Source organism: Pseudomonas sp. NPDC087690, from assembly GCF_044743175.1.
Lineage (GTDB): Bacteria > Pseudomonadota > Gammaproteobacteria > Pseudomonadales > Pseudomonadaceae > Aquipseudomonas.
On record NZ_JBIUVX010000021.1, the window covers coordinates 1 to 21202 of the forward strand.

20 protein-coding genes and 1 pseudogene are annotated in these 21202 nt (G+C 59.6%); all 21 read left to right on the plus strand.

Going from position 1 to position 21202, the window contains the following annotated elements:
- Window positions 1-162 precede the first annotated feature (162 nt).
- A pseudogene (gene fabF, locus ACIPIZ_RS18870) lies at window positions 163-1385 on the plus strand (beta-ketoacyl-ACP synthase II).
- On the plus strand, window positions 1385-2200 hold the full coding sequence (gene pabC / locus ACIPIZ_RS18875) for an aminodeoxychorismate lyase (protein WP_064391506.1): 816 nt from the start codon (window positions 1385-1387) through the stop codon (window positions 2198-2200). Before fabF ends, pabC begins: the two are co-directional and overlap by 1 nt.
- 3 nt (window positions 2201-2203) lie before the next feature.
- Window positions 2204-3385, plus strand: a complete 1182-nt coding sequence (gene mltG, locus ACIPIZ_RS18880; RefSeq protein ID WP_105705292.1) for an endolytic transglycosylase MltG — start codon at window positions 2204-2206, stop codon at window positions 3383-3385.
- 19 nt (window positions 3386-3404) lie between these two features.
- Window positions 3405-4037 (plus strand): dTMP kinase, encoded by a 633-nt coding sequence (tmk, locus tag ACIPIZ_RS18885; RefSeq protein ID WP_401166674.1) that lies wholly within the window; start codon window positions 3405-3407, stop codon window positions 4035-4037.
- The gene (locus tag ACIPIZ_RS18890) at window positions 4030-5013 is read left to right on the plus strand and encodes a DNA polymerase III subunit delta' (protein WP_095048608.1); all 984 of its coding nucleotides are present in this window, start codon (window positions 4030-4032) and stop codon (window positions 5011-5013) included. The genes tmk and ACIPIZ_RS18890 overlap by 8 nt, the downstream gene beginning before the upstream one ends.
- 40 nt (window positions 5014-5053) lie before the next feature.
- Window positions 5054-5410 carry a PilZ domain-containing protein gene (locus ACIPIZ_RS18895; RefSeq protein ID WP_064391502.1) on the plus strand — a complete coding sequence of 119 codons (357 nt, stop codon included), beginning with the start codon at window positions 5054-5056 and terminating at the stop codon, window positions 5408-5410.
- Between the two features lie 14 nt (window positions 5411-5424).
- Entirely contained in the window at window positions 5425-6216 is a 792-nt protein-coding gene (locus tag ACIPIZ_RS18900) for a TatD family hydrolase (RefSeq protein ID WP_122853838.1), read from the plus strand.
- Window positions 6217-6670: 454 nt separating this feature from the next.
- The gene (locus ACIPIZ_RS18905; protein WP_016986022.1) at window positions 6671-7309 is read left to right on the plus strand and encodes a TetR/AcrR family transcriptional regulator; all 639 of its coding nucleotides are present in this window, start codon (window positions 6671-6673) and stop codon (window positions 7307-7309) included.
- A gap of 137 nt (window positions 7310-7446) precedes the next feature.
- The gene (locus ACIPIZ_RS18910) at window positions 7447-8415 is read left to right on the plus strand and encodes a GTP 3',8-cyclase MoaA (protein WP_064391500.1); all 969 of its coding nucleotides are present in this window, start codon (window positions 7447-7449) and stop codon (window positions 8413-8415) included.
- Between the two features lie 168 nt (window positions 8416-8583).
- Window positions 8584-9189: a DUF4823 domain-containing protein gene (locus ACIPIZ_RS18915; RefSeq protein WP_064120365.1), complete on the plus strand. Its 606-nt coding sequence runs from the start codon at window positions 8584-8586 to the stop codon at window positions 9187-9189.
- A 15-nt stretch (window positions 9190-9204) separates the two neighbouring features.
- Window positions 9205-9765, plus strand: a complete 561-nt coding sequence (locus ACIPIZ_RS18920; RefSeq protein WP_122661677.1) for a DUF1285 domain-containing protein — start codon at window positions 9205-9207, stop codon at window positions 9763-9765.
- 136 nt (window positions 9766-9901) lie between these two features.
- The gene (locus ACIPIZ_RS18925) at window positions 9902-10618 is read left to right on the plus strand and encodes a FadR/GntR family transcriptional regulator (protein ID WP_064391498.1); all 717 of its coding nucleotides are present in this window, start codon (window positions 9902-9904) and stop codon (window positions 10616-10618) included.
- A gap of 131 nt (window positions 10619-10749) precedes the next feature.
- Complete coding sequence (locus tag ACIPIZ_RS18930) at window positions 10750-11625, plus strand: SMP-30/gluconolactonase/LRE family protein (RefSeq protein WP_150648316.1); 876 nt, start codon at window positions 10750-10752, stop codon at window positions 11623-11625.
- 271 nt (window positions 11626-11896) lie between these two features.
- Window positions 11897-12715 carry an SDR family oxidoreductase gene (locus tag ACIPIZ_RS18935; RefSeq protein WP_105705284.1) on the plus strand — a complete coding sequence of 273 codons (819 nt, stop codon included), beginning with the start codon at window positions 11897-11899 and terminating at the stop codon, window positions 12713-12715.
- A 134-nt stretch (window positions 12716-12849) separates the two neighbouring features.
- On the plus strand, window positions 12850-13854 hold the full coding sequence (locus tag ACIPIZ_RS18940; protein ID WP_064120360.1) for a substrate-binding domain-containing protein: 1005 nt from the start codon (window positions 12850-12852) through the stop codon (window positions 13852-13854).
- Window positions 13855-13907: 53 nt separating this feature from the next.
- On the plus strand, window positions 13908-15455 hold the full coding sequence (gene araG, locus ACIPIZ_RS18945; protein ID WP_105705282.1) for an L-arabinose ABC transporter ATP-binding protein AraG: 1548 nt from the start codon (window positions 13908-13910) through the stop codon (window positions 15453-15455).
- Window positions 15456-15467: 12 nt separating this feature from the next.
- Entirely contained in the window at window positions 15468-16436 is a 969-nt protein-coding gene (araH, locus tag ACIPIZ_RS18950; RefSeq protein WP_026000669.1) for an L-arabinose ABC transporter permease AraH, read from the plus strand.
- A gap of 435 nt (window positions 16437-16871) precedes the next feature.
- On the plus strand, window positions 16872-17585 hold the full coding sequence (locus ACIPIZ_RS18955) for a GntR family transcriptional regulator (RefSeq protein ID WP_122661675.1): 714 nt from the start codon (window positions 16872-16874) through the stop codon (window positions 17583-17585).
- Window positions 17582-18580 (plus strand): ADP-ribosylglycohydrolase family protein, encoded by a 999-nt coding sequence (locus tag ACIPIZ_RS18960; RefSeq protein WP_064391492.1) that lies wholly within the window; start codon window positions 17582-17584, stop codon window positions 18578-18580. The genes ACIPIZ_RS18955 and ACIPIZ_RS18960 overlap by 4 nt, the downstream gene beginning before the upstream one ends.
- Before the next feature lie 227 nt (window positions 18581-18807).
- Window positions 18808-20274 carry a cytosine permease gene (locus ACIPIZ_RS18965; RefSeq protein WP_038364464.1) on the plus strand — a complete coding sequence of 489 codons (1467 nt, stop codon included), beginning with the start codon at window positions 18808-18810 and terminating at the stop codon, window positions 20272-20274.
- Window positions 20267-21196 carry a PfkB family carbohydrate kinase gene (locus ACIPIZ_RS18970; protein WP_401166687.1) on the plus strand — a complete coding sequence of 310 codons (930 nt, stop codon included), beginning with the start codon at window positions 20267-20269 and terminating at the stop codon, window positions 21194-21196. Before ACIPIZ_RS18965 ends, ACIPIZ_RS18970 begins: the two co-directional genes overlap by 8 nt.
- Window positions 21197-21202: the final 6 nt, after the last annotated feature.

Below are 21202 nucleotides of genomic sequence, written 5' to 3' on the forward strand. Positions count from 1 at the left end.
ATCACTACTGTACAAGCTGCAATCGACTACGTTACTAGCCACCAGGCGTAATAGTTTGTAATCGTTGTTTGCTGTCATGGAAAAACCGCACTGCCATCATGGCGTGCGGTTTTTTCTTTAGGCCTGATGCAAAGTCGTCGTCATTTGAAAAAGGAGAGTGCTGTGTCGCGTAGACGCGTCGTAGTCACCGGTATGGGTATGTTGTCGCCACTGGGCACGGATGTGCCGAGCAGTTGGCAGGGCATTCTGGCTGGCCGCAGTGGCATTGGTCTGCCTATTCCACCCGCTTTGGCGGCTCGGTAAAGGGTTTCAATGTCGAGGAATACCTGTCGGTCAAGGAAGCGCGCAAGCTCGACCTGTTCATTCAGTACGGTCTCGCTGCCGGCTTTCAAGCCGTGCGCAATGCAGGGCTCGAAGTCACCGACGCCAACCGTGAACGCATTGGCGTGGCCATGGGATCGGGTATCGGCGGTCTGACCAACATCGAAGAAACCAGCCGTACTCTGCATGAGACGGGCCCGCGTCGAATCTCGCCATTCTTCGTGCCAGGCTCGATCATCAATATGATTTCCGGTTTCCTGTCCATCCATCTGGGCGCACAGGGACCTAACTACGCCATCGCCACTGCATGCACCACCGGTACGCACTGCATCGGCATGGCGGCGCGCAACATCATGTACGACGAAGCCGACGTGATGATTGCCGGTGGTGCTGAAATGGCCGCGTGCGGTCTGGGCATGGGCGGCTTCGGCGCGTCCCGTGCGCTGTCGACCCGCAACGATGAGCCGACTCGCGCCAGCCGTCCATGGGACAAGGGCCGTGACGGTTTCGTGCTGTCCGACGGTGCCGGTGCACTGGTTCTTGAAGAACTGGAACATGCCAAGGCACGCGGTGCGACCATTTATGCCGAACTGATCGGTTTCGGCACCAGCGGCGATGCGTTCCACATGACCTCGCCACCGGCCGACGGCGCCGGTGCAGCGCGCTGCATCACCAACGCCCTGCGCGACGCGAAGATCAACGTCGATCAAGTGCAGTACATCAATGCCCACGGTACCTCGACCCCGGCCGGCGACCTTGCCGAAGCCAATGCGATCAAGTCGGTGTTCGGTGAACACGCCTACAAACTGGCAGTCAGCTCGACCAAGTCGATGACCGGTCACCTGCTGGGCGCGGCGGGCGCGGTGGAAGCAATCTTCAGCGTGCTGGCGATCAACAGCCAAGTGGCGCCACCGACCATCAACCTCGAAGAGCCGGACGAAGGCTGCGATCTCGATTTTGTGCCGCACACCGCGCGCAACATGGACATCGATGTCGTGCTGTCCAACTCCTTCGGTTTTGGCGGCACCAACGGCACCCTGGCGTTCCGTCGGTTCGCAGGCTGATGGACTGCTGGGTCGACGGTCAACCGGCTGACAGTCTGTCGCTGAAAGATCGCGGCCTGGCTTACGGCGATGGTCTGTTCGAGACCATCGCTGTGCGCAATGGTCAGCCGATCCTGCTGGATCGACACCTGAGGCGATTGGCCGATGGTTGTTCACGTCTGGCCATCGCGGCCGATATCGAGCTGATTCGCCAAGAGCTGCTGAGTTATGCGGCAGCGATGGGCGAGGGCGTGCTCAAGCTTATCCTCACCCGTGGCGACGGCTTGCGCGGTTATGCGCCCGACCCTGCCGCACCGGGTCGACGCATTCTGCAAGGCAATCCTCCTGCTGCTTATCCTGCTGTTCATGCCGAGCAGGGCGTGCGCCTGTTTCCGTGCAGCACGCGCCTGGCCAAACAGCCGTTACTCGCCGGACTCAAACACCTCAATCGCCTTGAACAGGTGCTCGCCCGCGCCGAATGGCAGGACAGCGAGCACGCCGAAGGCTTGATGCTTGATCAGGCCGGTCGAGTCATCGAAGGAGTGTTCAGCAATGTGTTTCTGGTGCGCGACGGTGTGTTGATCACGCCGGACTTGAAGCGCTGCGGCGTTGCCGGCGTGATGCGTGCCGAAATATTGTTTCAGGCCGAGTCTTTGGCCATCCCCACACAAATCGCCGACATCAGCCTCGAACAGCTGCAATGGGCCGATGAAGTGTTTCTCTGCAACAGCGTTTATGGCGTCTGGCCGGTACGCGCCTACGCTGCACTGAGCTGGCCGGTTGGCCCGCTCACCCGTAAACTGCAAACCATTGCCCGCGCCCTACTGGATGCCTGATTAGTGAGACGTAAACTTTTGCTGCTGCTGGAAACCGGACTGGTTCTGGCAGGGCTGTTGCTGGGCGCCAGCGCCTGGATGATTCACTCCGCGCTGGAACAGCCCCTGAACATCACGCAGGAAGAACTGCTGGATGTGCCGAAAGGCTCGACACCGACCCGTACTTTTCTTGGACTCGAAACCGATGGCGTCATCAAGGACGCGTTCTGGTTGCGGGTCTATTGGCGCTTCAACCTCGCGGGTACACCGATCCACAGCGGCGAATACCGCATGCAGCCGGGCATGACCGTCAACGGTCTGATCGACTCGTGGAAACGTGGCGACGTGGTTCAGTACAGCCTGACCCTGGTGGAAGGCTGGAACTTCCATCAAGTGCGCGCCGCATTGGCCAAGGACGAGAAAATCGAACAGACCCTGAACGGTTTGAGCGACAGCGACGTCATGGCGAAGATTGGTCATAAAGGTCTGTTCCCGGAAGGCCGTTTCTTCCCCGATACCTACCGCTTCGTGCGTGGCATGTCTGATGCCGAGTTGCTGAAGAAAGCCTTTGATCGCCTCGACGAAGTCCTGGCGAAAGAGTGGGCAAGCCGTTCTGCCGATGTGCCGTACACCGAGCCTTATCAAGCGCTGATCATGGCCTCGCTGGTCGAGAAAGAGACCGGCGTACCCCAGGAGCGCGGGCAGATTGCTGGCGTCTTCGTGCGTCGAATGGCCTTGGGGATGCAGTTGCAGACCGATCCGACAGTCATCTATGGCCTGGGCGATCGCTACACCGGCAAGTTGACCCGTGCGCACTTGAAAGAGCCGACGGCGTATAACACGTATGTGATTCCTGGCCTGCCGCCGACACCGATTGCGATGGTCGGGCGTGAAGCGATTCATGCGGCGCTGAATCCGGTCGAAGGTACCAGCCTGTATTTCGTTGCCCGTGGCGACGGCAGCCATGTCTTCTCTGATGATCTGGATGCGCATAACAATGCGGTGCGTGAATATCAGCTCAAGCGCCGCGCGGATTATCGTTCCAGCCCGGCGCCTGCGGTGACGCCTGAAGCGGCCCCGGCGACGGAAGAAGCGCTTCCAGGTGCATCACCGGATACGGCGCCGGAAGCGTTGCCGCAGGTTCCAGCTCAGGAGCCTGCGCCGACCCCGGCACCGGAAGCCGCCGCCCCACAAAACACGCAATGACTTTGATTAAGGACTGCCTGTGACTGGCTTGTTTATTACGCTGGAAGGCCCGGAAGGCGCCGGCAAAAGCACCAACCGCGAATACCTCTCCGAGCGCCTGCGCGCCGCCGGTATCGAGGTGGTGTTGACCCGTGAGCCCGGCGGTACGCCACTGGCCGAGCGAATTCGCGAGGTGTTGTTGGCGCCAGCTGACGAAGTCATGACCCCGGATGCCGAATTGCTGCTGGTATTCGCCGCACGCGCCCAGCACCTGGCCGAGGTGATCCGCCCGGCACTGGTGCGTGGTGCCGTGGTGCTGTGCGATCGCTTCACCGATTCGACTTACGCCTATCAGGGCGGCGGTCGCGGCTTGTCGCTCGAGCGCATCGCCACGCTGGAAACCTTTGTGCAAGGCGATCTGCGCCCGGACCTGACGCTGATTTTCGATCTGCCGGTGGAAATCGGCCTGGCCCGCGCCAGTGCCCGTGGTCGTCTGGATCGTTTCGAGCTGGAAGGCCGGGCGTTTTTCGAGGCAGTGCGCAATGCGTTTCTCAAACGTGCTGAAGCCGATCCTGCGCGCTATGTGCGCATTGACGCCGGTCAGCCGTTGGCCAAGGTACAGCAATCGCTGGATACCCTGATTCCGAATCTGCTGGAGCTGGCCCGTGGCTGAGGCCTATCCATGGCAGGACAGTCTCTGGCAGCAACTGGCCGGGCGTAAGCAGCACGCGCACGCCTATCTGCTGCACGGCCCGGCTGGTATCGGCAAGCGTGCGCTGGCCGAACGTTTGATGGCGAGCCTGCTTTGCCAGCGGCCGACACCGGAAGCCTGCGGCGAGTGCAAATCCTGCCTGCTGCTCAAGGCTGGTAGCCACCCTGACAATTACATCCTCGAACCGGAAGAAGCCGACAAGGCCATCAAGGTCGATCAGGTGCGTGATCTGGTCAGCTTCGTGGTGCAGACCGCGCAACTGGGCGGGCGCAAAGTGGTGCTGATCGAGCCGGTCGAGTCGATGAATATCAACGCCGCCAACGCCTTGCTGAAAAGCCTTGAAGAGCCGTCCGGCGATACGGTTTTGCTGTTGGTCAGCCATCAGACCAGCCGTTTGCTGCCGACGATCAAGAGCCGCTGCGTACAGCAGGCCTGTCCGTTGCCGGGCGAGGCGATGAGCTTGCAATGGCTGGCTCAGGCTTTGCCGGATTGCTCCGAAGACGAACGTGTCGAACTGCTGACGCTGGCCGCCGGATCGCCGCTGATGGCGGTCAGTCTGCAGTCGCAGGGTGTGCGCGAACAGCGCGCGCAAGTGGTCGAGGGCGTGAAGAAGTTGCTCAAGCAACAGCAATCGCCGACACAACTGGCCGAAGAATGGAAAAGCATACCGATGCTGCGGCTGTTCGACTGGTTCTGTGATTGGTCGAGCCTGATCCTGCGCTATCAATTGACGCAGGATGAAGCGGGTCTCGGTCTGACCGATATGCGTAAAGTCGTGCAGTATCTGGCGCAGAAAAGCGCGCAGGGCAAAGTTCTCGAGATTCAGGACTGGATTCTCGCCCAGCGCCAGAAAGTCATGAGCAAGGCCAACCTCAATCCGGCACTGTTGCTTGAAGCATTGTTGGTGCAATGGGCGGGATTGCCTGGTCAAAGATAAGAATGTACCTAGACTCTGAGCATCAGCAGTGGAGGTCAACATGAATGAATCTGTCAGCCCGGGCCCGCGCAACGGCATTTTGTCTCTGACCATCAAGGACAAGTCGGTGCTTTACGCCGCTTACATGCCGTTCATCAAGAACGGTGGCTTGTTCATCCCGACCAACAAGAGCTACAGGTTGGGCGATGAGGTGTTCATGCTGCTCAACCTGATGGACGAGGCCGAGAAGATTCCGGTTGCCGGCAAAGTCACCTGGATCACTCCCAAAGGTGCACAAGGTAACCGCGCCGCCGGTGTCGGCGTGCAGTTCAACGATGGCGACAACACCGCGCGCAGTCGCATCGAAACCCATCTGGCCGGAGCGCTTAAATCCGACCGTCCCACTCATACGATGTAAGTAACCGTCTTTTTATGCTCGTAGATTCCCATTGTCACCTTGATCGCCTCGACCTCGCTGCCCATGACGGCTCGCTGGATGCCGCACTTGATGCGGCACGCGAGCGCGGAGTAGGGCACTTTCTGTGCATCGGTGTGAGTGCCGATAACGCCGCCGACGTCAAAGCGCTGGCTGAGCGTTACGACGACGTTGATTGTTCGGTTGGCGTGCATCCGCTGGATGTACAGCCGGGCGCGGCGCCTGCGCTGGACTGGTTGCTGCACGAACTTAATCACCCGAAGGTGGTGGCGATCGGCGAAACCGGTCTGGACTATCACTACGAGCCGGAAGCCGCCGAATTGCAGCAGGAGTCTTTCCGCCTGCACCTGCAAGCCGCGCAGCAGACCGGCAAACCGGTGATCATCCATACCCGTGGCGCTCGCGCCGATACCCTTGAACTGCTGCGCGAAGCGGCGTTGCCCCAGGCCGGTGTGCTGCATTGCTTCACCGAAGACTGGGACATGGCCAAGGCTGCGCTGGACATGGGCTATTACATTTCCTTGTCGGGTATCGTCACGTTCCGCAATGCCGATGCGCTGCGCGATGTCGCGAGCAAGGTGCCGGCGGATCGCCTGCTGGTAGAAACCGATTCGCCGTACCTGGCGCCGATCCCTTATCGCGGCAAGCCGAATCTGCCGCAATACGTGCGTGAAGTGGCGGAATTCCTGGCGATGTTGCGCGGTGAGAACTACGAGCGGTTTGCCGAACAGACCACCGAGAACTTCAAGCGCCTGTTTCCGCTGGCCTCCGTTAAATCGGCCGTGTAGGAGCTGCCGAAGGCTGCGATCTTTTGATCTTGATTTTGACAGGCAAAGGCCACAGATCGAAGCCTGCGGCAGCCCTTACAGTTGTGATGTGCAGGTAGCTGGGCCACGCGTTAAATCGCAGGCAAAAAAAACCCGGGTTCTGGGGGGTGAATCCGGGTTAAGACCATTAGGAGTAAAACAAAGGCACGCGGTCCCTTGGTACCTTTATCGGCGCGACACTTGGGGGAGATGTCGCCCGACAGTTCAAGTATTGATCAGTCTGGCGCGCAGTCCAGTTAGCTGGTCGGGGTTTTTAAACAAATTTGGAATACGTTCGCTTCAGTTGAGTTCTCATTGCGCCCAAAACGTTCTCAAAACGAACAAGAAACACAGATATGGTCGGATGATCCGTGCATTTTTGCGCAAGTTAGGCATAATACGCGGCTTCGAATTTTGACCCTTCAGACCTTTTCTTATGCACAAAGAACCTCGTAAGGTCCGTGAGTTTCGTCGCCGCGAGCAAGAAATTCTCGATACCGCGCTCAAGCTGTTCCTCGACCAAGGTGAAGACAGTGTCACCGTCGAGATGATTGCTGATGCCGTGGGTATCGGCAAAGGCACGATCTACAAGCACTTCAAATCCAAGGCCGAGATCTATCTGCGCCTGATGCTCGACTACGAGCGTGATTTGAACGAGCTGCTGCATTCGGCTGATGTCGACAAGGACAAGGAAGCGCTGTCCCGCGCCTACTTCGAATTCCGCATGCGCGACCCGCAGCGCTATCGCCTGTTCGACCGCCTCGAAGAGAAGGTGGTCAAGGGCAATCAGGTACCAGAAATGGTCGAGGAGCTGCACAAGATCCGTGCCTCGAACTTTGAACGCCTGACCCTGCTGATCAAGGGCCGCATCAGCGAAGGCAAGCTCGAAGACGTGCCGCCTTACTTCCACTATTGCGCGGCCTGGGCCCTGGTGCACGGCGCTGTCGCGCTGTATCACTCGCCGTTCTGGAGCAATGTGCTGGAAGATCAGGAAGGTTTCTTCCAGTTCCTGATGGACATCGGCGTGCGTATGGGCAACAAGCGCAAGCGCGATCCGGAAACCCCAAGCAGCTGAACCATTCAGCTGCCTTATTGCGCCATGATTTCGCTACATGACGCGGTACCGCAGGAATATACTCAGGCATAGGGCTTGCTAAAACTTGATTTGTGAGTCAAGTTTTAGCAGCTCGAAATTCTATCGCCGGAGTGATCATGATCGTTGACCGTCAAGGCAGGCGTTTTCGCAATTTGCGCATCAGCCTGACCTCAGCCTGCAATTACGCGTGTACCTACTGCGTGCCTAACGGCAAGCGGTTGGTGGCTGCGCAGGATGAACTGTCGGCCGAAGCCATGGCACGTGGCGTGGCGTATCTGATCGAAGCCGCTGGCATCGAGCGCTTGCGCATTACTGGCGGTGAGCCGCTGGTCAGCCCCAAACTCGAATCGTTCATGACGGCTGTCGGCAAGATGGGCCTGGACGACATCAGCCTGACGACCAACGGTCAACTCCTCGCGAAAAAACTCCCGCTGCTGGTGGATGCCGGTCTGCGTCGGATTAATGTGTCCCTCGATACTCTCGACGCCGGCGCGTTCCGCAGCATTGCCCGTGGCGGTGACCTGGCTACCGTGCTCGATGGCATGGATCAGGCGAGCGCCGCTGGGATGAAGATCAAGGTCAACATGGTGCCATTGCGCGGGCAGAACCTTGATCAGGTGATGCCGCTGCTCGATTACTGCCTGGCGCGCGGATACGAACTGCGTTTCATCGAGTTGATGCGCATGGGCCATCTGGCCAAGGACAACAATGCGTTCCTGCAACAGTTCGTCAGCCTGCAACAGTTGCTGGAGCTGATTGGCGAGCGCTACGAGTATGCGCAAACCGATGCGCCTGTGGACGCCACGGCCGTGCGTTATGCGATCCCTGGGCTGGGCAACTTTGGCGTGATCGCCAACGAAAGCGTGCCGTTCTGCCGGACCTGCTCGCGTTTGCGCCTGTCGTCGACCGGTTGGCTGCACGGTTGCCTGTCGTCGAGTAACCGCCACTATGTCGGCGATCTGCTCGACAAACCGCGTCATCAAGCCTTGCCGGCGCTGCAGCGTTTGCTGGTCAAAGCGTTAGGGGACAAGCAGGAAGTGGCGTTTTCTGGCGGCGCAACAGTCATGAAGATTATCGGCGGCTGATACCTCTTTTTCGCGAGCAGGCTCGCTCCCACAGGGTTTTCGTAATCCTGTGGGAGCGAGCCTGCTCGCGAAAGCCATCCTTCATTCGACAAAGATCCCGAGCTGGCGCAAAAGCTGCATCCAACGGCCATTCGCCGGTTTTCCGTCACCGGCCTCTGGAGGAATAGGATGCGTAGCCTGGTTTTGCTGCTGGCCGTTTTGGCGCTTGGCGGCTGTATGACTGTCAGCGATATGGCCGAAGGCACTCGCTACCAGATGAGCGATGCAGGATTGCTGGACCACAGCGACAGCCGTCGGGTGAACAACTTCCGTATTCAACCGGACTCGTTCATCTACATCGCCCAAGGTGCGTTCGCCCCGCCGGGTGGTTCATATCCACGCCCCAATGTGGTGGCCGAAGAAGCCTTCAAGGGTTTCGTCGAATACTTCCCGATGGTTCGTCGCGCGCGTGCGCCGGAAGGCCTCGATCAGGCAATGGGCGAAGCTCGTGACGCTGGCGCGCATTATCTGCTGTACACGCGTTTTGCCAAGGCTGACGACCGCATCGGCAACTCTGACGAGTGGCTCGATCAGGAAGCCGTGGATCGTCTCGGCATCGACGGCGGCGTGATTCAGATCATGTTGATCGAGACCAGCACCCAGTATTTGATTGATACTGCACGGATCAAGAGTCGTGGCGGTTTACTGACGTTCCACGACAGCAAGCCCGAAGACCTGATCGGCCCGCCGCTGGCACAGTACGCGCGCAGTCTGTTGGGAGTCGGCGACCAATAATTCAAGGAGAACGCCATGAGTGGCCCGCAAAAAGCCAATGACCTGTTGGGACAGATCCCGAAAACCAAAGGCTTGCCGCCGGTGCACTTGTGGAACCCGGACTTTTGCGGCGACATCGATATGCGCATCGCCCGCGACGGCACCTGGTATTACCTGGGCACGCCGATCGGGCGCAAGCCGATGGTCAAGTTGTTCTCCACCATCATCCGCCGCGATGGTGATGATTATTTCCTGATCACGCCGGTCGAGAAGGTCGGGATCAAGGTCGACGATGCGCCGTTTGTGGCGATTGCGGTCGAGGTTGAAGGCGAAGGGGAGGCGCAATTGTTGCGCTTCACCACCAACGTTGAAGAAACCGCCGAGGCCGGGTCGGAGCATCCGATCCGCGTCGAGATCGATCCGACAACGCAAGAGCCGGCGCCTTACGTGCATGTGCGTACCAACCTTGAAGCGCTGATTCATCGCAATGTGTTCTATCAACTGGTGGAACTGGCGGTCAGCCGTGAAATCGACGGCCAGCGCTGGCTGGGTGTGTGGAGCGGCGGCGAGTTCTTCCGCATCGGCCTCGAACCTTAAAAGATCGCAGCCTTCGGCAGCTCCTACATGGCGTACACCTGTAGGAGCTGCCGAAGGCTGCGATCTTTTTTGTCGTTGACAGCTAATCATATGATGATTAGCTTGATCACCCATCGCGATCCGTTTTGAGGTGTTCATGTCCAGCAGCTATCACGCATCCACGGTCGACTGGCTGGGCAGCTGGATCGCCGCCGGCCAGGTCAAACCGGGGCAGACCATCAAGGTCGAGGCCGATCTGGGTGAACAGCTCGGGGTCAGTCGCACGGTCATCCGCGAAGCGATCAAAACCCTCGTCGCCAAAGGCATGCTCGAAGTCGGGCCGAAAGTCGGCACGCGCGTGCTGCCGGTGCGGCGCTGGAACCTGTTCGATCCGCAGGTCGTCGGTTGGCTGTCGCGTAATGGCTTGCCGGAAAACTTCGTCGATGACTTGCTCGACCTGCGCCGCACCATCGAACCGATGGCCGTGCGCTGGGCCTGTGAGCGCGCGACCCTGGAGCAGATCGAAGCGGTGCAACTGGCCTACAACGCCCTTGAGCGTGCGGTCGACAGCGGCACCGATTACAACCGCGCCGATCAGTCCTTCCATGAATGCATCCTCGCGGCGAGCCACAACCAATTCATCGAACAAATGGTCCCGGCGCTCGGCGCGTTGCTCGCGGTGTCATTTGAAGTTTCTGCGGCCGATCCGGATGAACTGCGCCGCACTTTGCCGATCCACAAGGACATGGCCGATGCCATCGCCGCCCGCGATTCTGCGCGCGGTGTGTGGGCGTGCATGACCCTGATTGATAACGCCGATCTGGCGATCAAACGTTTTTACCCGAAAGTCATGGCTGACAGAAAAGCGGGCTGACACAAAAATCCCCTGTAGGAGTGAGCCTGCTCGCGATAGCGTCGTATCAGGCAAAGTAGCTTCGACTGGTCTACCGCGATCGCGAGCAGGCTCACTCCTACAGTAAAAACAAGAACAATGGAGACTGTTATATGCCGTGGACCGCCCTGACCCAACACCGTGCCCAACTCGGTGAAGGCCCATTCTGGGACGCACCGACGCAGGCGTTGTACTGGGTCGACATCGCTGGCAAACAGGCCCTGCGCCTAATTGGCCAGAACGTGCAGATCTGGCAAATGCCCGAACACGTTTCCGCGTTCATCCCCTGTGCCAGCGGCGATGCACTGGTGACCCTGAGCAGCGGCGTCTACCGTCTCGACCTCGATTCTCCCGGCCTCGAGCCACGCCTGACGCTGTTCTGCGTCGCCGATCCGCAACCCGGCAATCGCCCCAACGAAGCGCGTTGCGATGGTCAAGGTCGCCTGTGGCTCGGCACCATGCAAAACAACATCGGCGAGCAGGGGGAAGATCTGCCGATCATTCGGCGCTCCGGTGGTTTGTTCCGCATTGATCCGGATAAACGAGTTACACCCTTACTGCGTAATCTGGGGATTCCCAACACGCTGCTGTGGAGCGATGACGGCACAACAGTGCTGTTCGGCGACAGCCTCGACAGCACGCTGCACCGCTATTTCATTCACACCGACGGCAACCTCGGTGCGGCTGAAACCTGGTACGGCCCTGACCAGCAGGGCGGGCCGGACGGTTCGGCGATGGACGCCGAAGGCTATGTATGGAATGCCCGCTGGGACGGCAGTTGCCTGCTGCGGCTGACACCGGATGGCAAAGTCGAGCGCAAAATCGACCTGCCGATCAGCCGCCCGACCAGTTGCGTATTCGGCGGTGAAGACCTGAAAACCCTGTTCATCACCAGCGCCCAGAGTCCGCACAACCATCCATTGGATGGCGCGGTGCTGTCGATGCGCGTTGATGTTGCAGGAAAACTCTGTACACGGTTTGCAAACTAAATCCCAAAATATGGGATGCAAAATTATATATTGAGATTATTTGGCAGTCGGGTTTATAGTCGGCTCCAGCAGTAACACGCACTCACACTTAAAAAGAACAAAACAGGTGAAGTGATGCAGCGAATGTCTATCGCACTCCCGTGTGGAGTCCGCGTCTCGCAACGGCTCGATGCCGTCAGCCGCGCCTGCCTGTTTCGTTCCAACCGCCTTCCAGACCGGACATCGGCAGATGCCCGGTTTTTTTGTGCTCGCGAAACAGGAGTCCTGTTCCATGGCTGAACCTCTTTCCCTGCCGCCGGTGCCCGCACCGCCGAAGGGCGAGCGTCTGAAAAACAAGGTCGTGCTGCTCACCGGTGCTGCGCAAGGCATCGGCGAAGCCATCGTCGCTGCGTTTGCCTCGCAGCAAGCGAAACTGCTGATCAGCGATATTCAGGCCGAAAAGGTCGAGCAGGTGGCCGCGCACTGGCGCGACCAGGGCTCTGATGTGCAGGCGCTGAAGGCGGATGTCTCGCGTCAGCACGATCTGCACGCCATGGCCAAACGCGCCGTTGAGTTGCACGGGCGCATCGACGTGCTGGTCAACTGCGCCGGGGTCAACGTCTTCCGTGATCCTTTGGAAATGACTGAAGAAGACTGGCATCGCTGCTTCGCCATCGACCTCGATGGCGCCTGGTTCGGTTGCAAAGCGGTGCTGCCGCAGATGATCGAGCAGGGCGTCGGCAGCATCATCAATATTGCCTCGACCCACTCAAGCCACATTATTCCCGGCTGCTTTCCGTATCCGGTGGCCAAGCACGGTTTGCTCGGCCTGACCCGTGCCCTCGGCATCGAGTACGCCGCGAAGGGCATCCGCGTGAACGCCATCGCACCCGGCTATATCGAAACGCAACTGAACGTCGATTACTGGAACGGTTTCGCCGATCCGCACGCTGAACGTCAGCGCGCGTTTGATCTGCACCCGCCGAAACGTATCGGCCAGCCGCTTGAAGTGGCGATGACCGCGGTGTTCCTGGCCAGCGACGAAGCGCCGTTCATCAACGCGTCATGCATCACCATCGATGGTGGGCGCTCGGTGATGTACCACGACTGATTGATCGGGTTTTATGCGGATGAGTCCGCTTGAAATTCAATCATCATACGATATGACTATTTTCAACAGGCTTTGCAGGAACACGCTTTAACGCTTTTCAAAATTTGCTCAAAAAAATAACAAGGAGTCAGCTTATGAAACGTCGTTTCGGGATTCGTACCCTGTGCAGTACCGCCCTGGCGGTTACCGCGTTCAGCCTGAGCAGTGCGCTGCTCGCTGCCGACACCGTGAAAATCGGTTTCCTGGTCAAACAGGCGGAAGAACCGTGGTTCCAGACCGAGTGGGCCTTCGCCGAGAAAGCCGCCAAGGACAAGGGTTTTGAACTGATCAAGATCGCCGTGCCGGATGGCGAGAAAACCCTGTCGGCCATCGACAGCCTCGCCGCCAACGGCGCCAAGGGTTTTGTGATTTGCCCGCCGGATGTATCGCTCGGCCCGGCGATCATGGCCAAAGCCAAACTCAATGACCTGAAAGTGATTGCCGTCGACGACCGTTTCGTCGACGCCAACGGCAAGTTCATGGAAGACGTGCCGTACCTCGGCATGGCGGCATTCGAAGTCGGCCAGAAGCAGGGCAACGCGATGGTTGCCGAAGCGAAAAAACGCAACTGGGACTGGAAGGACACCTATGCGGTGGTCAACACCTATAACGAACTCGACACCGGCAAGAAGCGCACCGACGGTTCGGTGAAGTCCCTCGAAGACGCTGGGATGCCGAAAGACCACATCCTCTTTGCCGCGCTGAAAACCCTCGATGTACCGGGCAGCATGGACGCCACCAACTCGGCGCTGGTGAAACTGCCGAGCGCGGCGAAAAACCTGATCATCGGCGGCATGAACGACAACACCGTGCTCGGCGGCGTGCGCGCCACCGAAGCCGCCGGGTTTGCTGCGGCCAACGTGATCGGCATCGGCATCAACGGCACCGACGCCATCGGCGAACTGAAAAAGCCCAACAGTGGCTTCTTCGGTTCGATGCTGCCAAGCCCGCACATCGAAGGCTACAAAACCGCCGAGATGATGTACGAGTGGGTCACCACCGGTAAAGAGCCACCGAAGTACACCGCGATGGACGACGTCACCCTGATCACCCGCGAGAACTTCAAGCAAGAGCTGGAAAAAATCGGCTTGTGGAACTGACGTAGCGACGGCCCGGGCAGCCGGGCCGTTTTTCGGTGTGAAGAGGTGGCTTTATGCACGCGCAAGTACAGACACAAGCACAACACAGCGCCAGCGGCAGCCTGCGTTTCAGCGGGATCGGCAAAACCTTTCCCGGCGTGAAAGCGCTGGACGCTATCAGTTTCGTCGCGCATCCGGGGCAGGTTCATGCCTTGATGGGCGAGAACGGCGCCGGCAAATCGACCCTGCTGAAAATCCTCGGCGGCGCCTACATCCCGAGCAGCGGCGAGTTGCAGATCGGCGAACAGACCATGGCGTTCAAGTCGACCGCCGACAGCATCGGCAGTGGCGTCGCGGTGATTCACCAGGAATTGCATCTGGTGCCGGAAATGACTGTCGCCGAGAACCTTTTTCTTGGCCATCTGCCGGCCAGTTTCGGTTTGATCAATCGCGGCACGCTGCGCCAGCAAGCCTTGAATTGCCTGAAAGGCCTGGCCGACGAAATCGATCCGCAGACCAAGGTCGGACGCCTGTCCCTCGGCCAGCGGCAATTGGTCGAAATCGCCAAAGCGCTGTCACGCGGCGCCCATGTGATTGCCTTCGACGAACCGACCAGCAGCCTCTCGGCCCGCGAGATCGACCGTTTGATGGCGATCATCGGCCGTCTGCGTGACGAGGGCAAAGTCGTGCTCTACGTCTCGCACCGCATGGAAGAAGTGTTCCGCATTTGCGACGCGGTGACGGTATTCAAGGACGGTCGCTACGTGCGCACCTTCGACGACATGAGCCAGTTGAGCCACGATCAACTGGTGACCTGCATGGTCGGGCGCGACATTCAGGACATCTACGATTACCGCCATCGTCCGCGCGGCGCCGTCGCGCTGAAGGTCGACGGCTTGCTCGGCCCGGGCCTGCGCGAGCCGATCAGTTTCGACGCGCACAAAGGCGAAATTCTTGGCCTGTTCGGACTGGTCGGGGCAGGGCGCACCGAACTGTTCCGCCTGCTCAGTGGTCTTGAGCGCAACACCGCCGGACGCCTCGAACTGCGCGGTCACGAACTGAAGTTGCGCTCACCGCGTGATGCGATTGCGGCGGGCATTTTGCTCTGTCCGGAGGATCGCAAGAAGGAAGGCATCATCCCGCTGGCCAGCGTCGCCGAGAACATCAACATCAGCGCACGTGGTGCTCATTCGGGGCTCGGTTGCCTGATTCGCGGTCTGTGGGAAAAGGGCAATGCCGACAAACAGATCAAAGCCCTGAAAGTGAAAACCCCGCATGCCGGCCAGCAGATCAAATTCCTTTCCGGTGGCAATCAGCAGAAGGCCATTCTCGGTCGCTGGCTGTCGATGCCGATGAAGGTCTTGCTGCTCGACGAGCCGACGCGCGGTATCGACATCGGCGCCAAGGCCGAGATCTACCAGATCATCCATAACCTCGCCGCCGACGGCATTTCGGTGATCGTGGTGTCCAGCGATCTGATGGAAGTGATGGGTATTTCCGACCGCATTCTGGTGCTCTGCGAAGGCGCCCTGCGCGGCGAAATCAGCCGCGACCAGGCCAATGAATCCAACCTGCTGCAACTGGCTTTGCCGCGCCACCGCGCTGACGGCGTGGCGAACTGAGAGGTGACTATGATGACAACCCAAAACGAAACCCTGCCCAAAGAGCGCAAACCGCTGGACATGCGCCGCTTCCTCGACGACTGGGTCATGCTGCTGGCGGCTGTGGGCATTTTCGTTGCCTGTACGCTGCTGATCGACAACTTCCTTTCGCCGCTGAACATGCGTGGTCTGGGTCTGGCGATTTCCACCACCGGGATTGCCGCGTGCACCATGTTGTACTGCCTGGCATCGGGGCACTTCGACTTGTCGGTGGGCTCGGTGATTGCCTGCGCCGGCGTGGTCGCGGCGGTGGTGATGCGTGACACCAACAGCGTGTTTCTCGGTGTCAGTGCAGCGTTGGTGATGGGCCTGATTGTCGGGCTGATCAACGGGATTGTGATTGCCAAGTTGCGCGTCAATGCATTGATCACCACGTTGGCGACCATGCAGATTGTTCGCGGTCTGGCGTACATTTTTGCCAACGGCAAAGCGGTGGGCGTGTCGCAGGAATCGTTCTTCGTTTTCGGCAATGGCCAGTTGTTCGGCGTGCCGGTGCCGATTCTGATCACCATCGTCTGCTTTCTGTTTTTTGGCTGGCTGCTGAATTACACCACCTACGGGCGTAACACCATGGCCATCGGTGGCAACCAGGAAGCGGCGTTGCTCGCGGGCGTCAACGTTGACCGGACCAAGATCATTATCTTTGCCGTGCACGGTGTGATCGGTGCGCTGGCGGGTGTGATTCTGGCGTCGCGGATGACCTCCGGGCAGCCGATGATTGGTCAGGGTTTTGAACTGACGGTGATCTCGGCTTGCGTGCTGGGCGGGGTGTCGTTGAGCGGCGGGATCGGCATGATTCGGCATGTGATTGCCGGGGTGTTGATTTTGGCGATCATTGAGAATGCGATGAACCTGAAGAATATCGACACGTTTTATCAGTATGTGATTCGTGGTTCGATCCTTCTGTTGGCTGTGGTGATTGACCGACTGAAGCAACGCTAGAATCAAGAGCCCCTCACCCCAGCCCTCTCCCTGGGGGAGAGGGGGCCGACCGAGTGGTCTTGCGTGATACATCGACCTGAAAGATTGTGTCGATTATGGATTCAGCAAGGCGCTTTCAGGTCGATTGTGGATTCGGTGAAGCACTTTCAGGTCGATGTATCTCCCAAATATCCCCCATTCAGTCCCCTCTCCCTTTGGGAGAGGGCTAGGGTGAGGGGAAGGGCCGACCGAGGTGATCCGTCGACCTGAAAGACCTCGTCGATTGTGGATTCGGTAAAGCACTTTCAGGTCGATGTATATCCCAAATATCCCCCATTCAGTCCCCTCTCCCTCTGGGAGAGGGCTAGGGTGAGGGGCTTTTGATTCTCCCGCCTTTCGTCACTCTCCCTAAATATCCCTTGCCCGCCCACGCTTGTTTCGGGTATCAATTTGTACATGATTAGACAGGTACGATTTGACAAGAAACAACGGGTGGTCGACGAACTCGTCCGGCGCATCGAAAGCGGCCTCATGGAGGACGGCTTTCTGTTGCCCGGCGAGCATCAGTTGGCTCAAGAATTCCAGGTCAGCCGAGGCACGCTGCGCGAAGCGCTGGCCGAACTGAAACGGCGGAACTACATCGCCACGCAAAGCGGCGTCGGCTCGATCGTCACCTTCGATGGTGTCGCCCTCGACCAACGCAGTGGCTGGGCGCAGGCGCTGGCCGACAGCGGGGCGCTGATCAATACCGAAGTGTTGCGTCTGGAAGCCGTGACCCGGCCCGATCTCATGGCGCGTTTCGGCACCGATCAATTCATCACCCTCGACCGTCGTCGCCGTTCCACCGAAGGCACGCTGGTGTCCCTTGAACGTTCTTTGATGCCGGCTACCGGCGGCCTGGAGAGCCTGCCGCGCGTCGGTCTGATCGACAATTCCCTGACCATCACCCTGGCCGCTTACGGCTACATCGGCGAGCGCGGTGATCAATGGATCGGCGCCGAACCGTTGAATGCCGTCGACGCTGAACTGCTCGGACGCCCGGAAGGCACGGTGTTCCTCAAAGCCCTGCGCACCACCTACGACCGCCAGAACCGTTTCATGGAGCTGGTCGAAAGCCTGCTCGACCCGGTGCATTTTCGTCTGCACCTGCAATTTGGAGAATCGAAATGACCGCGCTCAACCGTGCCCTCGGTGCGTTTTATGGCCTGGCCCTCGGTGATGCGCTGGGCATGCCGACGCAATCGCTGAACCGCGAAACCATCCAGACCCGCTTCGGCAAGATCACTGATTTGCAGGACGCCGGTCCGTTGCAACCGATTGCCGCGAACATGCCCAAAGGCTCGATCACCGATGACACCGAACAGGCAATCCTGGTCGGCGAGTTGCTGGTCGAAGGCAAGGGTCGCATCGAGCCGGCGATCCTCGCGCAACGTTTGATCGAGTGGGAAGCCGAGATGCAGGCCAAGGGCTCGCAGGATTTGCTTGGGCCGTCGACCAAGCGCGCGATCGAAATGATCCTTGCCGGGCATTCGCCGGAAGAGGCCGGACGCTATGGCACCACCAACGGCGCGGCGATGCGTATTACCCCGGTGGGAATTGCGTCAGACGTGACCGACTCTGAGCGTTTTATTGCGGCGGTAGTGCAGGCCTGCCAAGTGACTCACAACACCACGCTGGGGATTTCCAGCGCGGCGGCAGTGGCGGCGGTGGTGTCTGCGGGCATCAACGGCATGGATCTGGGCGAGGCGTTGAACCTCGGTCAGCAAATCGCTCAGCAAGCGGAAAAGCACGGCCACTGGGTTGCCGGTGGACGTATCGCGTCACGCATCAGTTGGGCACGCAGCATCAGCGTCGATAGCGACAAGGCCCTGCTCGCCGATTTGCTTTACGACGTGATCGGCACATCGGTGGCGTCGCAGGAATCGGTGGTGGTCTCGTTTGCACTGGCGCAGCAAGTCGCGGTCGGTGAAATGAGCGCGTTTGATGCGCTGTGCATGGCTGCCAGTCTGGGCGGCGACACTGACACCATTGCGGCGATTCTCGGTGCAATGCTTGGGGCCTGCCTGGGCCTTGAGAGTTGGCCTGCCGAGATGATTGATACGGTGAAGGCCGTTAATCATCTGCAGCTTGAACCGTTGGTGCAGGGGCTGTTGGCCTTGCGCTGAGTGAACTGACGCCATCGCTGGCAAGCCAGCTCCCACAGGTTTTTGCTGTGAACACACATTTGTGTACACCCTGATCCCTGTGGGAGCTGGCTTGCCAGCGATAGGCGCACCGCATAATCGAATATTCACCCGCAATGGATCGCACAGACAGGCCGAGGACGGCCGCGATGTCTTGTCGTTTTGCATCAATTGCCACAACCACAAAAAAGGCAAACAGGAGCACCTTCATGAGTTCATCAAACGCCGGGCAAAGCGCCGGGCAACTGGAAACCCGCGGCATCGAACCGGTGCCGGAAGCCGAGTGCAACGGCCACCCGCTGCAGCTGTTCTGGGTCTGGTTCGCCGCCAACATTTCCATCCTCGGTCTGCCGCTGGGCGCCACGCTGGTGGCGTTTCGCGGGCTGGCGATCTGGCAGGCAATCATCGTCGCGATCATCGGCGCTGCCGGTTCGTTTGCGGTAGTCGGAATCATCTCGATTGCCGGTCGCCGTGGTCGTGCGCCGAGCCTGACCTTGTCGCGAGCGATCTTCGGCGTGCGCGGCAATATCGGCCCGACGCTGGTCTCGCTGATGTCGCGTCTCGGTTGGGAAACCGTCAATACAACCACCGCCGCGTTCGTGCTGCTGTCGTTGTGTTCGATCCTGTTCGGCTCACCGGTCGAAGCGAAAAGCGCACCGGTATTGACGCTGATCTTCATCGCGATTTTTGTGCTGCTGACCCTGTCGGTGTCCGGCCTCGGCCACGCGACCTTGCTGGTGATCCAGAAGTGGGCGACCTACGTGTTCGGCGCGCTGAACATACTTGTTGGTGGCTTCCTCTGCGCAACCATCGACTGGAGCGCGGTGTTCAACGCCACGCCCGCACCGATGAGCGCAATGATCATCGGCATCGGCACCATGGCCGCCGGTACCGGTATCGGTTGGGCCAACGCTGGCGCCGACATGTCGCGCTACCAGCATCGCAGCGTCAAGGCTGTGCGTCTGGTCGCGTCTGCCGCGTTTGGTGCGGGTATTCCGCTGGTGCTGTTGATCACCCTCGGCGGTTTGCTCTCGGTGGGCAACAACGACCTGGCGTCGGCGACTGACCCGATCGTGGCGATCCGCGACATGCTGCCAACCTGGATGGCGGTGCCTTATCTGATCACCGCATTCGGTGGCCTGCTGCTGTCGAACAACCTGTCGGTGTACTCCGCCGGTCTGACCACGCTGACCCTCGGCCTGAAGGTCAAGCGCGTCTACGCGGTAGTGGTCGATATCGTCGCGATCTTCGCCGGCTCGATCTACTTCATGCTGATTGCGGACAGCTTCTACGGGCCGTTCATTACTTTCATTTCGCTGCTGGCGGTGCCGATCACCGCATGGGTCGGGATCTTTGTGGTCGACCTGATTCACCGTCACTACTACAGCCCGACAGACCTGCTCGACGTCAGCCCGAGCAGTGCCTACTGGTATCGCGGCGGCATCGAATGGCGCGCATTCGGCGCGTGGGCGATTGCCATCGTCCTCGGCTTCAGTTTCACCACCATCGGCACCACTGCCGAGAACGTCTGGTTCAAGGGCTTCCTGTCCGACTCGTGGCTGGGCCACAACGGCCTCGGCTGGATCGTGACCTTCGTCGTCGCTGGTGGCATTTACTTCGTCCTCGGCGGGGCGAAAGATCGCCGCGCCGCGCAAACCGAGAATGCTCATGCCTAAGATGTTGCACACCGGCCAGGTCATCATCGACCTGGTCATGGCCGTGGATAAGCTGCCGCAGATTGGCGGTGACGTGCTGGCGCAGTCGGCCGGTTTTGAAGCGGGCGGCGGGTTCAATGTGATGGCGGCGGCGGTGCGTAATGGTTTGCCGGTGGTTTATCTTGGCCGGCATGGCACCGGACGTTTCGGCGATCTGGCGCGCCAGGCGATGAACGCCGAGGGGATTCACATCGGCATCACCGAACCCGCGCAGAAAGACACCGGTTTGTGTGTGGCGCTGACCGATGCGTCGGCGGAGCGCAGTTTCATTTCCTATATCGGCGCTGAAGGTGAGGTGACCGAAGAGGATCTGAACAGCGTCGCGGTTGAGGCGGGCGATTATGTTTATCTCAGCGGCTACAGCCTGTTGCACGAGGGTAAAGCGCAAGCGTTGCTCGACTGGACACTGGCGTTGCCGGACTCGATCAACGTGGTTTTCGATCCGGGCCCGTTGGTGGAATCGCCCGACTCGCCGATGATGCAAGCGCTGCTGCCACGCATTGATGTGTGGACCAGCAACGGTGTTGAAGCGCTGCGGTTTACCGGTGCTGAAGACATCGCGGTCGCGCTTGATCGTCTCGCTGAGCATCTGCCCAGCGACGTGCTGATGGTTGTGCGTGACGGGCCGCAAGGCTGCTGGATTCAACAGGCCAACGAGCGTCGGCATGTGCCGGGGTTTGCCGTGAAAGCCGTGGACAGCAATGGCGCCGGTGATGCCCATGCCGGGGTGTTTATTGCCGGATTGGCGCAGGGTTTGTCTGCCCATGAAGCGGCGCGTCGGGCGAATGCGGCAGCGGCTATTGCGGTGACGCGCTGGGGGCCGGCGACCTCGCCGGGAGCGGCTGAGGTGGATGCGTTTATCCTCGATTCCGGCGGCGCCTGATCTACC